19 protein-coding genes are annotated in these 14,244 nt (G+C 42.8%); 17 read left to right on the forward strand and 2 right to left on the reverse strand.

Annotation, left to right across the window (positions count from 1 at the left end; genetic code table 11):
- Positions 1-103: 103 nt before the first annotated feature.
- Both fabV and C5Z25_RS10280 read left to right on the forward strand, forming a co-directional pair.
- Entirely contained in the window at positions 104-1,321 is a 1,218-nt protein-coding gene (gene fabV, locus C5Z25_RS10275) for an enoyl-ACP reductase FabV (protein WP_105452525.1), read from the forward strand.
- Between the two features lie 58 nt (positions 1,322-1,379).
- Entirely contained in the window at positions 1,380-2,975 is a 1,596-nt protein-coding gene (locus C5Z25_RS10280) for an acyl CoA:acetate/3-ketoacid CoA transferase (protein ID WP_105452526.1), read from the forward strand.
- Positions 2,976-3,040: 65 nt separating this feature from the next.
- Here the strand turns inward: C5Z25_RS10280 and C5Z25_RS10285 are convergent, their stop codons facing one another.
- Entirely contained in the window at positions 3,041-3,955 is a 915-nt protein-coding gene (locus C5Z25_RS10285; protein WP_105452527.1) for a LysR family transcriptional regulator, read from the reverse strand.
- 44 nt (positions 3,956-3,999) lie between these two features.
- Here C5Z25_RS10285 and C5Z25_RS10290 point away from each other — a divergent pair, with 44 nt between their 5' ends.
- A complete protein-coding gene (locus C5Z25_RS10290; RefSeq protein ID WP_105452528.1) occupies positions 4,000-4,728 on the forward strand; it encodes a type I pantothenate kinase in 729 nt (242 codons plus the stop codon).
- Here the strand turns inward: C5Z25_RS10290 and C5Z25_RS10295 are convergent.
- The gene (locus C5Z25_RS10295) at positions 4,711-5,403 is read right to left on the reverse strand and encodes a prepilin peptidase (protein ID WP_234002737.1); all 693 of its coding nucleotides are present in this window, start codon (positions 5,401-5,403) and stop codon (positions 4,711-4,713) included. The genes C5Z25_RS10290 and C5Z25_RS10295 overlap by 18 nt on opposite strands.
- Before the next feature lie 253 nt (positions 5,404-5,656).
- Between C5Z25_RS10295 and rpsL the strand changes: the two genes are divergently transcribed.
- The 14 genes from rpsL (at position 5,657) to rpsQ (ending at position 14,240) form a co-directional block, all read left to right on the forward strand.
- Positions 5,657-6,070: a 30S ribosomal protein S12 gene (gene rpsL / locus C5Z25_RS10300; RefSeq protein WP_105450093.1), complete on the forward strand. Its 414-nt coding sequence runs from the start codon at positions 5,657-5,659 to the stop codon at positions 6,068-6,070.
- Positions 6,071-6,083: 13 nt separating this feature from the next.
- A complete protein-coding gene (gene rpsG, locus C5Z25_RS10305; RefSeq protein ID WP_105450094.1) occupies positions 6,084-6,554 on the forward strand; it encodes a 30S ribosomal protein S7 in 471 nt (156 codons plus the stop codon).
- A 144-nt stretch (positions 6,555-6,698) separates the two neighbouring features.
- Positions 6,699-8,798: an elongation factor G gene (gene fusA / locus C5Z25_RS10310; protein ID WP_105452529.1), complete on the forward strand. Its 2,100-nt coding sequence runs from the start codon at positions 6,699-6,701 to the stop codon at positions 8,796-8,798.
- Between the two features lie 406 nt (positions 8,799-9,204).
- On the forward strand, positions 9,205-9,513 hold the full coding sequence (gene rpsJ / locus C5Z25_RS10315; RefSeq protein ID WP_003638059.1) for a 30S ribosomal protein S10: 309 nt from the start codon (positions 9,205-9,207) through the stop codon (positions 9,511-9,513).
- Between the two features lie 34 nt (positions 9,514-9,547).
- On the forward strand, positions 9,548-10,177 hold the full coding sequence (gene rplC / locus C5Z25_RS10320; RefSeq protein WP_105448014.1) for a 50S ribosomal protein L3: 630 nt from the start codon (positions 9,548-9,550) through the stop codon (positions 10,175-10,177).
- An 18-nt stretch (positions 10,178-10,195) separates the two neighbouring features.
- Positions 10,196-10,819 carry a 50S ribosomal protein L4 gene (gene rplD, locus C5Z25_RS10325; RefSeq protein ID WP_105448015.1) on the forward strand — a complete coding sequence of 208 codons (624 nt, stop codon included), beginning with the start codon at positions 10,196-10,198 and terminating at the stop codon, positions 10,817-10,819.
- Positions 10,819-11,112 carry a 50S ribosomal protein L23 gene (rplW, locus tag C5Z25_RS10330; protein WP_105448016.1) on the forward strand — a complete coding sequence of 98 codons (294 nt, stop codon included), beginning with the start codon at positions 10,819-10,821 and terminating at the stop codon, positions 11,110-11,112. The genes rplD and rplW overlap by 1 nt, the downstream gene beginning before the upstream one ends.
- Before the next feature lie 25 nt (positions 11,113-11,137).
- A complete protein-coding gene (rplB, locus tag C5Z25_RS10335) occupies positions 11,138-11,977 on the forward strand; it encodes a 50S ribosomal protein L2 (protein WP_105452530.1) in 840 nt (279 codons plus the stop codon).
- Between the two features lie 37 nt (positions 11,978-12,014).
- Positions 12,015-12,290, forward strand: coding sequence for a 30S ribosomal protein S19 (gene rpsS / locus C5Z25_RS10340; RefSeq protein ID WP_105448018.1), 276 nt, complete (start codon positions 12,015-12,017; stop codon positions 12,288-12,290).
- A 20-nt stretch (positions 12,291-12,310) separates the two neighbouring features.
- A complete protein-coding gene (rplV, locus tag C5Z25_RS10345; RefSeq protein WP_105448019.1) occupies positions 12,311-12,658 on the forward strand; it encodes a 50S ribosomal protein L22 in 348 nt (115 codons plus the stop codon).
- Positions 12,659-12,670: 12 nt separating this feature from the next.
- The gene (gene rpsC / locus C5Z25_RS10350) at positions 12,671-13,327 is read left to right on the forward strand and encodes a 30S ribosomal protein S3 (RefSeq protein WP_105448020.1); all 657 of its coding nucleotides are present in this window, start codon (positions 12,671-12,673) and stop codon (positions 13,325-13,327) included.
- Between the two features lie 2 nt (positions 13,328-13,329).
- Positions 13,330-13,764 carry a 50S ribosomal protein L16 gene (rplP, locus tag C5Z25_RS10355; protein WP_105448021.1) on the forward strand — a complete coding sequence of 145 codons (435 nt, stop codon included), beginning with the start codon at positions 13,330-13,332 and terminating at the stop codon, positions 13,762-13,764.
- Positions 13,754-13,948 (forward strand): 50S ribosomal protein L29, encoded by a 195-nt coding sequence (gene rpmC / locus C5Z25_RS10360; protein WP_003638068.1) that lies wholly within the window; start codon positions 13,754-13,756, stop codon positions 13,946-13,948. Before rplP ends, rpmC begins: the two co-directional genes overlap by 11 nt.
- A 22-nt stretch (positions 13,949-13,970) precedes the next feature.
- Positions 13,971-14,240: a 30S ribosomal protein S17 gene (gene rpsQ, locus C5Z25_RS10365; protein ID WP_105448022.1), complete on the forward strand. Its 270-nt coding sequence runs from the start codon at positions 13,971-13,973 to the stop codon at positions 14,238-14,240.
- Positions 14,241-14,244 lie beyond the last annotated feature (4 nt).

Genomic DNA, 14,244 nt, shown 5'->3' on the forward strand with positions numbered 1-14,244 from the left:
ACAGTTTCGGTTCCCGTTGTTGACCAACGAGTACTTTCGCTGAAACTTGCTTGAGCTAATTCTTACCCGACTAATTGTTAAACTAATAAAGGTGGTTTTTATAATGTCAGAAGCAACGACAATGGTTCAATTAACCGAAAAATTAAAAGGTAACGTGGCGCGTTCAGTTAATCCAGAAGGCTGTCGTCAAGAAATCCTGAATCAAATTGCGTATGTCCAAGGTAAAGGTCACTATGCTGGAGCGAAAAAAGCCTTAATCGTTGGTGGTTCTTCCAGTTATGGCTTGGCTAGTCGGATTACGACAGCATTTGGTCAAGGTGCCGATACCATTAGTATTTCTTACGAACGGGCACCACGTGATGAGAAGATGCTCGGTACAGCGGGCTGGTATAATAATGTTTATTTCCGAGAAGCGGCAGAAAAAGCGGGCCTCATTGGTAAAAACTTTAACGGCGACTGTTTCACGCAGGCGATGAAAGACCAAGTGATTGCGTACATTAAAGCCGAATTTGGCGGTAAAATTGATTTATTAGTTTATTCAGTTGCAGCACCAAAACGGACTAATCCAGCTAATCCGGATGAAACTTGGCGTTCAGTTATTAAATCGGTTGGCGAACCGGTAACTGGTCAAAACATTAACATGGAAGAAAATAAATTATTTGATCAAACCGTTGAACCAGCAACTCCTGAAGAAGTTGAAGCGACTAAGCATGTGATGGGTGGCGAAGACTGGGAGATTTGGGTTAACGAATTGAAAGCGGCAGGGGTGTTAGCTGAAGGCTTTAAGACCATCTTGTATTCATATATTGGCCCTAAGAGTACCTACGCATTCTATCATGAAGGCACTTTAGGCGCTGCGAAAGATGCTGCGGAAGCGTCATCACACAAAATTCAAAAGACCTTGAATGATTTAAACGGCGAAGCCTTGATTTCAGTCTCACGGGCGGTTACGACGAAAGCCTCCGTTGTTATTCCGATTTTTCCACTGTATTGCATTGCGCTATACAAGGTTGAAGAAACAACTGGGACACATGAAACACCAATTATGCATAAAGATCGGTTATTCCGCGACATGGTTTATGGCGATTTAAGAGAAGTTGACGATCAAGGTCGTTTACGGCCAGATGCTTGGGAACAACGCGCCGATATTCAAGCCAAGGTTGCTGAACTCATGACGAAGATTACACCGGAAAACTTTAATTCTGACTTAACTGGTTATGCTGAATTCCGGCGTGAATTCTTACAATTGAACGGTTTCGAAGTTCCTGGGGCAGATATTAAGGCCGTTGATTTGGAAGCTTTGAAGAAATTAGAACCATAATATAACGACCCGTTGCGTTAATCGATGGTTGTTTAATCTTGAAAATGAGGTGTTAGAAATGTCAGTGCAATTTATTAATAGCGATGCAGCAGCCCAATTAATTCCCGACGATGCAACCATCGCTTTAGAAGGCTTCTTAGGGTCCGACGTTGCGGAAGAAATCTTACGGAGTATTCGGAAACGGTTTGATACCGAGGGTCATCCGGCTCAATTAGCCATTTGGCATGCTTCTGGAATTGGTGATGGTGCCAATAAAGGGACCAATAACTTGGCAGTCAAAGGGTTACTACGCCGAATCGTTGGTGGTCACTGGGGGTTAGCGCCACAATTGGAACCGCTAGTGGCAGCTAATGACTTTGAAGCTTATAATTTTCCACAAGGGGTTTTGTCGCAAATCTTCCGGGATTCGGCAGCACATAAACCGATTCAGATTAGTCGGGTTGGTCTGGGGACTTTCGTTGATCCCGATGTTGAAGGCGGTAAGCTAAATGAAGCCGCTCAAGCACATGATTTGGTTTCTAAAATTAAAATTCATGGCGCTGATTATCTCGCTTATGAAGTTCCTAAGCCCAATATTGCCATCTTGCGTGGGACGTTTGCTGATGAGAATGGCAATATCACTTTTGATGATGAACCTTTAACCTTGGAATCGACCTCAATTGCAATGGCGGCCCATAATAACGGTGGCAAAGTCTTTGTCCAAGTTAAACGTGTGGTTAAAGCCGGTGCGATGCGGCCGAAAGATATTCGAATTCCAGGTTTATTGGTGGATTACGTGGTTGAGACTGCGGATGAAACGATGACGATGCAAAGTAATACCACCCAATATAATCCTGATTATATTGATGCGGATGTTGTCAAACCAGCCGGCGCTATTAACGTGGCGTTAGATGCTAAAAAGGTGATTGCGCGACGGGCAGCGATGTTTAAGCGTGATCAAGATCGAATTGTGAATTACGGCATTGGTAAATATCCTGAAACGGTCTCGTTAGTCCTGAAAGAAGAAGGGGCGGCTGAAGACATTACCACGACGGTCGAACCAGGGACGTTTGGCGGCGTACCAATGGGTGGTGGCGACTTTGGTTGTGCCATTGCGCCCGAAGCGACGATTGATCAACCGTACATGTTTGATTTCTATGATGGCGGCGGTATTGATATTGCCTTTCTAGGCTTAGCTGAACTCGACCACGCCGGCAACATCAATGTTTCAAAATTTGGGCCCAAGATTGCTGGTACCGGTGGCTTTGTTAACATTACACAAAATACACCGACTGTAGTATTCACGGGGACCTTTACTGCTGGCGGCTTGCGGACGACAGTGAGTGATGGTCAATTAAAGATTACGCAAGAAGGTCGGCGGCATAAACTAGTCACTGATGTTGAGCAAATCACCTTCTCTGGACCAGTTGCACACGAGAATCACCAAAACATTTACTATGTGACTGAACGTGCTGTCTTCCAATTGACTGCGACGGGCATTGAATTAATTGAAATTGCACCTGGGATTGATTTACACACGGATGTTTTAGATCAAATGGATTTCAAGCCACAAATCAGTTCTAATTTACATTATATGGATGCCCGGATTTTTGAACCAGCGCTGATGGGGAACATTACCAATCAAGCTAATCAATCGGTAACGGTTAACGCTTAAAAGAATGTTTGACATTATCTTAAAAAATAACGGGGTTGGGAAAGTTAATCCCAACCTCGTTATTTTTATGATGAAGCTACATGTCGCGGTGTGTGCTTAAAATAGTTGGTGAACCAATCGCTAGTGTAATGAACTAAATTGCTAGTGTAGTCGTCACCGAAGCGACAAAGGCTAATATTCCAAGGGAAAACCGGATCGAATTCACGATGCTCGATATTAGTTCCGGCGTAGTTACTAGCAATTGGGGCTGCAATAATACCGACAGTGTCCATTTCTTGGCACATATTAAGAATTAAATCCCAAGAGCTGGTTTGAAAGAAGAAGTTGGGTTGAATCTTTTGCTGCTGAAAGCGTTGCTTAACTTGGTAAGTGACCATAAAACTATCATCAAGTGTGACAATCCGTTCTTGCCCGACTTCATTGAAGGGAATTGCTCCTGGAAAATCATGGAAACGATGTTGGTTGTTGAACCAAACTGCAACTGAATCGCGGTAAATGATTGTTTCAGTAATACCAGGAAAGGTTGCCGGAGCAACAATCACTGCTAAGTCAATTTCTTGTAATAAAAGCATTTTTTGTAGTTCGTAGGCACCACGTTCTACGATTTTTAATTGAATCGTTGGATTTTCCTGAATGAACTTTGGAATTGCCCGATTAAAGACGGTTGAAATGATGACTGGGGCAATGCCAATTGTGATTTTACCAGTTTGAACGGTTGCGTGATCGCGTAGGCTTTGCATCATCGCTTGATAGTCGAGACTGACCTGCCGACCATTTTGAATAAGATCTTTACCAACGGGGGTTAAACCGGTGATACGACCTTTGCGCCGAATAAAGATGCGCACATTTTCAATATTTTCAAGTTCACTGATGAGTTTACTGAGCGCAGGTTGTGACACGTTTAGGACCCGTGCGCTCTTAGTGAGGTTAAAATCGTTATCAACAATCGTGATTAAGTATTGAATCTGATGAATATCCATTTAAACGAGCTCCTCTCCAAAATGAAATTAAAGGTGGTGGCGTCATGTACACGTCAAATGACAAATTTTATCAGCAGCTTTTAGCCACAGCAATGATTGAAAAAGTAGGGACACAACCAATCGTGATCGGGATTACTGGCAATGTTGCGGCGGGAAAGACTACGTTTGCGCAACAACTGCAACGGTTTTGTCAGCAACGGTTGCCAAAGGCGCAGACTGTTTTAGTTTCGACGGATGACTTCTTGCTGCCGAATGCGACCTTGAAAGCCCACCATCTAATGGCAGTCAAAGGTTTTCCGCAATCATATCGGTCCGCATTGATGCGACAATTTGTGATGCGGGTTCAGACTAAGCGCCGAATAACACTTCCCAGTTACAATCATGCCATTAATGATATTGATCAGCAATGGTCGCAAACGATTTCTCAGCCAGATATTATTATTGTGGAGGGGCTAATGGTCTTACAACCGGTCTTTCAATCTTTACTAACGACTAGTGTTTTTTTAACAGTGGCGCCAGAAGTTAATTACCGGTGGTACTTAGCTCGCTGCATGGCACTAAACTTGCCTGCTCGTTATCAATTAGATCAACGTGCTTTTACCCGACTGGCACATCATAATTGGCGCACGATTAATTGGCGGAACTATCAAGAAAATGTATTACCGCTAAAAAATCGCGCCCAATTTCAGATCCAACTGAATGCGGCTCATCAGATAGCCACGATTATAGTCCCGACGGATGACAATGATTTGATGTCAATTGGCGAGGCCTAGTTGGGTCACTAGAATGAAACCCCAACTGATAAAGGGCACAAAAGGAAGCTGTCGTTGCTGGTATTGGCTTAAGACGACGAGGGCACCAATTGCCGCTAACGTTAAGCTGGTGATTACTTGGACGGGGGAAGCGACACAAATTAATAACAGCAACACGTCAACATCACCTAAGCCGAATTTATTGGTCAAGCGGGCGACTAAGTAGAGTCCAACTAATAGGAACAAAACGAGTAATAGGGCATTATCCCAAATTAAATGGCGTTGACTAAGACCTAGCAGCGCCGGTAAGATGAGCGTAAGCGGGTAAACTTGGAAGGTGTGGTAATCCGTGAGACTATTGAAGATCAGGACGAAGTAGCAACTTAACCAGACAATGGTGAGCATGGATAAGGCTTGCCAGTTATAAAGTAGTAAACTGCCACACAGTAATTCAATCCAAGTTGAGGTCCAACTAATCGGTTGGTGGCAAGTGTAGCAATGACCACGTTGCAAAAGTAGGCCGATGATTGGTGTAAGTTGCCAGTACCGCAACTGTGTCTGGCAATGTGGACAACGGGAACGTTGTGACCAATTCCAAGGTTGCTTAGTACTGATCCGGTCAGCACAGCAAGTCATGAATGATCCCAAGCAGGCACCAGTTAAAAAGAAATAACTATTTATTAATAGAAGTAACAAAAAAATTCCTCCTCACTAATCAATAATTACGTGAAGAAAAGCTTATAACATTTATTGACACGCTCTGAACATCATGGTAGTCTAGTAAAGGTGCTTTTTGCAGACAGATTCCTGTATAGGAATACAGACATGCTGACTGGTCGGCTAAGCGCAAAACCGCCATCGTTCAGGCGTTATTTTTTGTAAAAAAAAGAACCACCTGGATGTGTGGACTTAAAAACTCAGATATTTTGGAAGGAGGACACTTTAGAACATGCCAACAATTAATCAATTAATTCGCAAAGGCCGTAAGTCTAAAGTATCAAAATCGAACGCCCCAGCTTTGAACTTTGGGTATAACAGTTACAAGAAGGTTCAAACTAACAATCCAGCACCACAAAAACGGGGTGTCGCTACTCGTGTCGGCACAATGACTCCTAAGAAGCCTAACTCGGCTTTACGGAAGTACGCGCGTGTCCGTCTATCTAACTTGATTGAAGTTACAGCTTACATTCCTGGTATTGGTCACAACCTCCAAGAACATAGTGTTGTTTTAATTCGTGGTGGACGTGTAAAGGATTTACCTGGTGTTCGTTATCATGTTATCCGTGGTACTTTAGATACTGCCGGTGTCGAAGATCGTCGCCAAAGCCGTTCTAAGTACGGGACTAAAAAGCCAAAGGAATAAGGAGGTAAGTTAAATGCCAAGAAGAGGACATGTCGCAAAGCGCGAAGTTTTGCCTGATCCAATGTACGATTCAAAATTAGTAACGCGTTTAATCAACCACTTAATGTTAGATGGTAAACGCGGAACTGCATCAACAATCTTGTATGATGCGTTCGATCAAATTAAAGAACAAACTGGTAATGAACCTTTAGAAGTCTTCGAAGAAGCTATGAAGAACGTTATGCCAGTACTTGAAGTTAAAGCTCGCCGTGTTGGTGGATCTAACTATCAAGTTCCTATCGAAGTTCGTCCAGATCGTAAATCGACCTTGGGCCTTCGTTGGATCGTTCAATACGCACGTTCACGTGGTGAACACACCATGTCAGACCGGTTAGCTCGTGAAATCATGGATGCTGCTAACAATACTGGTGCCTCAGTTAAAAAGCGTGAAGATACGCATAAAATGGCTGAAGCCAACCGTGCCTTTGCACATTATCGTTGGTAATATTCCCATGGTTTGGTTAAGGGTTGCCTTTAACTAAACGAAACAACAAGGTGGCTATTATATGCGAGCATATAGTAGCCATTTTTTGAAGAAAAGTTTACATTGTTAATTCCATTTGAATTGAGAGGAGTAACACACTTACTAATGGCTAATACAAGAGAATTTTCACTCGATAAGACTCGTAATATTGGTATTATGGCCCATATCGATGCTGGTAAGACCACTACTACTGAACGTATCTTGTACTATACGGGTAAAATCCATAAGATCGGTGAAACCCATGATGGGGCTTCACAAATGGACTGGATGGCTCAAGAACAAGAACGTGGGATTACCATTACTTCCGCTGCAACGACTGCTGAGTGGAAAGACCACCGGATTAACATCATCGACACCCCTGGACACGTTGACTTCACTGTTGAAGTTGAACGTTCATTACGGGTTTTAGATGGTGCCATTGCGGTTTTGGATGCTCAATCAGGGGTTGAACCTCAAACCGAAACTGTTTGGCGTCAAGCATCAACTTATAACGTGCCACGGATTGTCTTTGTTAACAAGATGGATAAAATTGGGGCAGACTTTAAGTATTCAGTAAGCACGATTGGTGATCGTTTGCAAGCTAATGCGCATGCTATCCAATTACCAATTGGGGCAGAAGACAACTTTGAAGGTGTCATTGACTTAATCGAAATGAAGGCTGACCTTTATGACGAAGATAAGCTTGGGACTGAATGGGATACTGTTGATGTACCTGATGAATACAAAGAAGAAGCCCAAGCTGCTCGTGATGACTTGATTGAAGCTTTAGCTGATATTGATGATGGCATCATGGAAAAGTACTTGAATGGTGAAGAAGTTTCTAAAGCTGAAATCAAAGCTGCAATCCGTAAAGGAACGTTAAGCCTTGAATTCTTCCCAGTTTTAGCTGGTTCTGCCTTCAAGAATAAGGGTGTTCAGATGTTAATGGACGCTGTTGTGGATTACTTACCATCACCACTTGATGTTAAGCCTTATAAAGCAACTGATCCTGAAACTGATGAAGCTATTGACTTAATTGCTGGCGATGACAAACCATTCGCTGCGTTGGCCTTTAAAGTTGCAACTGACCCATTCGTTGGTCGGTTAACCTTTATCCGGGTTTACCAAGGTACCTTGGAATCTGGTTCATACGTGTTAAACGCAACTAAAGACAAACGTGAACGGGTCGGTCGTTTACTTCAAATGCATTCTAACCAACGGAAAGAGATCCCAGAAGTTTTCTCTGGTGATATTGCCGCTGCGATTGGTTTGAAGAATACAACTACTGGGGACTCATTAACGAGTATTGAACATCCATATCATTTGGAATCAATGGAATTCCCAGATCCAGTTATCCAGGTTGCCGTTGAACCTAAGACTAAGGCTGACCAAGATAAGATGAATGTTGCGCTACAAAAGCTTTCTGAAGAAGATCCAACTTTCAAGGCTGAAACTAACCCTGAAACTGGTGAAACTTTGATTGCCGGGATGGGTGAATTACATTTGGACATCATTGTTGATCGGATGCGTCGTGAATTCAACGTTGAAGCAACTGTTGGTGCACCTCAAGTTTCATACCGTGAAAGCTTTACCAAGGCTACTAAGGTCCAAGGTAAGTTCGTTCACCAATCTGGTGGTAAAGGTCAATATGGGGATGTTTGGGTTGAATTCACACCTAACGAAGAAGGTAAAGGCTTCGAATTCGAAGATGCCATCGTTGGTGGGGTTGTTCCACGTGAATACATTCCTTCAGTTGAACAAGGCTTGCGCGAATCAATGGCTAACGGTGTGTTAGCTGGTTACCCATTAGTTGATGTCAAAGCTAAGTTATACGACGGTTCTTACCATGATGTCGATTCTAGTGAAGCAGCCTTCAAGATTGCCGCTTCAATCGCATTACGGAACGCAACTAAGTCTGCCGGTCCAGTTATCTTGGAACCTATCATGAAGGTTGATATTGTGACACCAGAAGATTACTTAGGTGATATTATGGGTCATGTTACCGCTCGTCGTGGTAAGATTGAAGGTATGGAAGAACGTGGGAACGCTCAAGAAGTTCATGCGTTTGTACCGTTAGCTGAAATGTTTGGTTATGCAACGACCTTACGTTCAGCAACACAAGGTCGTGGGACCTTCACAATGGCCTTTGACCATTACGAAAAGGTACCAAAGGCTGTTCAAGCTGAAATTATCAAGAAAAATGGCGGCCAACCGGTCGAAGATTAATCCTGATTAGAAAAAACGTTGAGCATTTTGCTCAGCGTTTTTTTGTTGTTGTATATTATAGAAGTAAACTGAAACTGGTAGTGGATAATTGACATTAAGATTACAAAACTCGAGAAAGACTATTATTTTTTAGCTATCTATGTTATCTTAGTTGTTGCTGGTTTGAAAAAGGTAACTCGAATTACAATGATGGTTTGAAAAAAGTGTGGAAACACTTGCTATTGCAGAGCTTTTCAGTTAATATAGAATGTGCTTGGTATTTAGATGGGGTTACCCCGACATCAAGTAACCGTAGTTAGCTTTGATGTGAAAGGTTGCGACACGCCCGGCTACATTGTCATGGGGTGCGGCGGTAATTTTCACGGAGCTAGTCTTATTTTCAAAATAGACGAAGGAGGTCACAACAATGGCAAAACAAAAAATTCGTATTCGCTTAAAGGCGTACGAACACCGTATTCTTGATCAGTCAGCTGACAAGATTGTCGAAACGGCAAAGAGAACTGGTGCTACTATTTCAGGCCCAATTCCCTTACCAACTGAACGGACTATTTATACCGTTCTACGTTCACCACATAAGTTTAAGGACTCACGTGAACAATTCGAAATGCGGACTCATAAGCGATTAATCGATATCGTTAACCCAACGCCTAAGACAGTCGATTCATTAATGAAATTAGACTTGCCTAGCGGTGTAGATATTGAAATCAAGCTTTAATTCAAACTAAAATCAATTAATTGGAGGTGTACTCATGACCACTAAAGGAATCTTAGGGAAAAAGGTAGGAATGACGCAAGTCTTCACTGAAGCCGGGGAATTAATCCCAGTTACAGTTATCGAAACTCAACCCAACGTTGTCTTGCAAGTTAAAACTGTTGAAAATGACGGTTACGAAGCAATTCAATTAGGTGTTGACGATAAGCGTGAAGTCTTAAGCAACAAACCTGCTCAAGGTCATGCAGCAAAAGCAAAAACGGCTCCTAAGCGCTTCATTCGTGAAATTCGTAATGTTGAGCTTGGAGATTACACAGTAGGTGACGAAGTCAAGGCTGATATCTTTGCAGTCGGTGACGCCGTTGACGTTACGGGTATCACTAAAGGTCATGGTTACCAAGGTAATATCCATAAAGATGGTCAAAGTCGTGGACCTATGTCTCATGGGTCTCGTTACCATCGTCGTCCTGGTTCATTAGGTGCTATTATTAACCGGGTCTTCAAAGGTAAGAAATTACCAGGCCGGATGGGTAATCACCAACGGACGATGCAAAACTTGCAAATCGTTCGTGCTGATGTTGAAAACAACGTCTTATTAATTAAAGGGAATGTCCCTGGCGTTAACAAGTCATTTGTTATCATTAAAACATCTGTAAAAAGTAAATAAGAAAGGAGGACATAATACATGACTAGCGTAGCATTATACAAACAAGACGGTACGCAAAATGGTGACGTTACTTTAAACGATGCAGTGTTTGGTGTTGAACCAAACGAAAACGTTGTTTTTGACGCCATCTTGATGCAACGAGCATCATTGCGTCAAGGAACTCACGCCGTTAAAAACCGGAGTGCTCGTCGCGGTGGTGGTCGTAAACCATGGCGTCAAAAGGGTACTGGTCGGGCGCGTCAAGGTTCTATCCGTTCACCACAATGGCGTAAAGGTGGGATTGTCTTTGGACCAACTCCACGTTCATATAGCTACAAATTACCAAAGAAGGTTATGCGCTTAGCTTTGAAGTCTGTCCTTTCTCAAAAGGTCTTAGACAATAGCTTAGTTGCTGTTGAAGGCTTAGCTTTCGACGCACCTAAGACTAAAGAATTTGCTAACGTACTAAATAACCTCAATGTCGACACCAAGACACTTGTTTTGGTTGAAGAGGACAATGAAAAGGCTGCTTTGGCAGGTCGTAACTTACCAAATGTTAAGATCCTAAAAGCCAAAGGTGTTAACGTACTAGATGTTGCTAACAGTGACAAATTAGTCGTTACCCAAAAAGCCCTCGATCAATTAGGGGAGGCGCTCGCATAATGGAAGCACGCGATGTAATTTTACGCCCTGTAGTTACTGAAGCATCAATGGCTAACTTGGATGACAAGCGTTATACCTTTGATGTCAACGTACAGGCAACAAAAACACAAGTTAAAAAGGCTATTGAAGAAATCTTCGATGTCAAAGTCGTTAAAGTTAACGTGATGAACGTTAAAGGTAAGTTAAAGCGTCAAGGTCGTTACGCCGGCTACACTAAGAAGCGTCGTAAGGCAATTGTTACCTTAACTCCTGACTCAAACGAAATTAAGTTGTTCAACGACGATCAACAATAAATCTAATTTTAGGAGGTAACTCACAGTGGGTATTAAGAAGTATAAACCAACCACTAACGGCCGTCGTAATATGACTGCTTCTGATTTCGCCGAAATTACTAAGACGAAACCTGAAAAGTCATTATTAGACTCACAAAGTCATACGGCTGGTCGTAACAGTTATGGTCACATTACTGTTCGTCATCGTGGCGGTGGTCATAAGCAACAATACCGTTTGGTTGACTTTAAGCGGATTAAAGATGAAGTTTCTGCAACGGTTAAAGCAATCGAATATGATCCAAACCGGACAGCTAACATTGCCTTATTGGTATATGCTGATGGTGTAAAATCATATATTTTAGCACCAAAGGGTTTAGAAGTTGGTATGCAAGTTCAATCAGGTGTTGAAGCTGACATCAAAGTTGGGAATGCTTTACCATTAACTAACATCCCAGTTGGTACTGTTATCCATAACATCGAACTGAAACCCGGTAAGGGTGGCCAAATGGCCCGTTCAGCTGGTGCGTCTGCTCAATTACTTGGTAAGGAAGGCAAGTACGCTATCGTACGTTTGTCTTCTGGTGAAGTTCGTTTAGTTCTATTAACTGGCCGTGCTACTATTGGTACTGTTGGTAATGAACAACATGAATTAATCAACTCAGGTAAGGCTGGTCGTTCACGTTGGCAAGGCAAACGTCCAACAGTTCGTGGTTCTGTAATGAACCCTAACGATCACCCTCATGGTGGTGGTGAAGGTAAGGCTCCAATCGGTCATCCATCGCCAATGTCACCATGGGGTAAGAAAACCCTTGGTAAGAAGACTCGTAACAAGAAAGCTCGTTCAAACAAGCTTATCGTTCGTGGTCGTCGTCCAGGTAAACATTAATTCGCAATTACTGTAGTTCTCGAGAGGAGGTCACACGATGGGTCGTAGTTTAAAGAAGGGACCTTTCGCAGATGCGCATTTATTGAAAAAAATCGATGCACAGTCTGGTTCCGACAAGAAATCCGTCATTAAGACGTGGTCACGTCGTTCAACAATTTTCCCAAGTTTCATTGGTTACACTATCGCTGTTTATGATGGGCGTAAGCATGTCCCAGTTTATGTCCAAGATGATATGGTTGGTCATAAGTTAGGTGAATTTGTACCTACACGGACATTCCATGGTCATGGTACAGACGATAAGACAACGAAGTAATAGTTAGGAGGATATAAAGAATGGCTGAACAAGTAACATCTGCACGCGCAACTGCAAAAACTGTTCGTATCGCCGCTCGTAAGGTCCGCCTAGTTGTCGATCTTATCAGAGGTAAAAGCGTTGCCGAAGCATTAGCAATTTTAAAGTTCACTCCTCGGGGTGGCTCACCAGTAGTCGAAAAAGTACTACTATCAGCAGTCGCTAACGCTGAAAATAACTTTGACTTAGATCGTGAAGATTTAGTTGTCAGTGAAGCTTTCGTCAACGAAGGCGCAACCCTAAAACGGTTCCGTCCTCGTGCTAAAGGCTCAGCTTCACCAATCAACAAACGGACTAGCCACATTACGATCACAGTTACTGAAAAATAGGAGGGATAACGCGTGGGTCAAAAAGTAAATCCAACCGGATTACGTGTAGGAATCATTCGCGACTGGGAAGCAAAATGGTACGCTGAAAAAGATTTTGCAACCTATTTGAACGAAGATTTACGCATCCGTAAGTATATCGAACAACGACTTGCCGACGCTTCCGTCTCCACCGTTGAAATCGAACGCGCTGCAAATCGCGTGAACATTTCAATCCATACCGCTAAACCAGGGATGGTTATCGGTAAGGGTGGTTCTGAAGTAGAAGCACTTCGTAAAGAATTAAACAATTTAACTGGTAAACGTGTACACATCAACATCATCGAAATCAAGAAACCTGATTTAGATGCTAAATTAGTTGGTGAAAGTATTGCCCGTCAATTGGAAGGCCGTGTCGCTTTCCGTCGTGCAATGCGCGGTGCTATGCAACGTACAATGCGTTCCGGTGCTAAAGGTATTAAGACACAAGTCGCAGGCCGTTTGAACGGTGCTGATATGTCACGTGTTGAAACATACTCAGATGGTACGGTTCCATTGCATACCTTACGTGCGGATATTGATTACGCATGGGTTGAAGCTCGTACAACGTACGGTAAGCTTGGCGTTAAGACATGGATCTACCGTGGCGAAATCTTGCCAGAAAAGAAATCTGCAGATAAAGGAGGAAAATAAACATGCTAGTACCTAAACGGGTAAAATTCCGTCGTGTTCATCGTGGTAAAATGCGCGGTGAAGCTAAAGGCGGTAAATCAGTTGCATTCGGTGATTATGGTTTACAAACACTAGAATCACACTGGATTAGTAACCGGCAGATTGAAGCTGCTCGTGTTGCTATGAACCGTTACATGAAGCGTGGCGGTAAAGTATGGATTAAGATTTTCCCTCACAAGTCCTACACTGAAAAAGGTGTCGGCGTGCGGATGGGTAATGGGAAAGGTACTCCTGCAGGTTGGGTTGCTCCAGTAAAACGTAACAAAGTTATGTTTGAAGTCGGCGGCGTATCTGAAGAAGTTGCTCGCGAAGCTTTACGCTTAGCAAGTACTAAGTTACCTGTAAAAACTAAGATCATTAAGCGCGAGGAAGTAGGTGGCGAATCAGATGAAGGCTAAGGAAATTAAAGCATTGTCCACTACTGAAATGCTCGAAAAAGAAAAGTCTTACAAAGACGAACTTTTCAACTTGCGTTTTCAATTGGCCACCGGTCAGCTTGAAAACACCGCTCGTTTAAAACAAGTTCGTAAGAATATCGCACGTATCAAAACTGCGTTGCGTGAACAAGAATTAAACAAGTAGAGTATAAAGGAGGCAATCACGAATGAGTGAAGATACTCGTAACAGCCGCAAGGTTATCCAAGGACGCGTTGTTTCAGATAAGATGGACAAAACCATCGTTGTTGTCCGTGAAACATACAAGAATCATCCTGTTTACGGCAAGCGCGTTCGTTATTCAAAGAAGTACAAAGCACATGATGAAAATAATGATGCTCACGTTGGCGATATCGTCCGGATCATGGAAACTCGTCCTCTATCAGCTACAAAGCGTTTCCGCTTACTTGACGTCGTTCAAAAAGCTGTTATTATCTAGTTTA

The organism is Lactobacillus sp. CBA3605 (genome assembly GCF_002970915.1).
Taxonomy (GTDB): Bacteria; Bacillota; Bacilli; order Lactobacillales; family Lactobacillaceae; genus Lactiplantibacillus.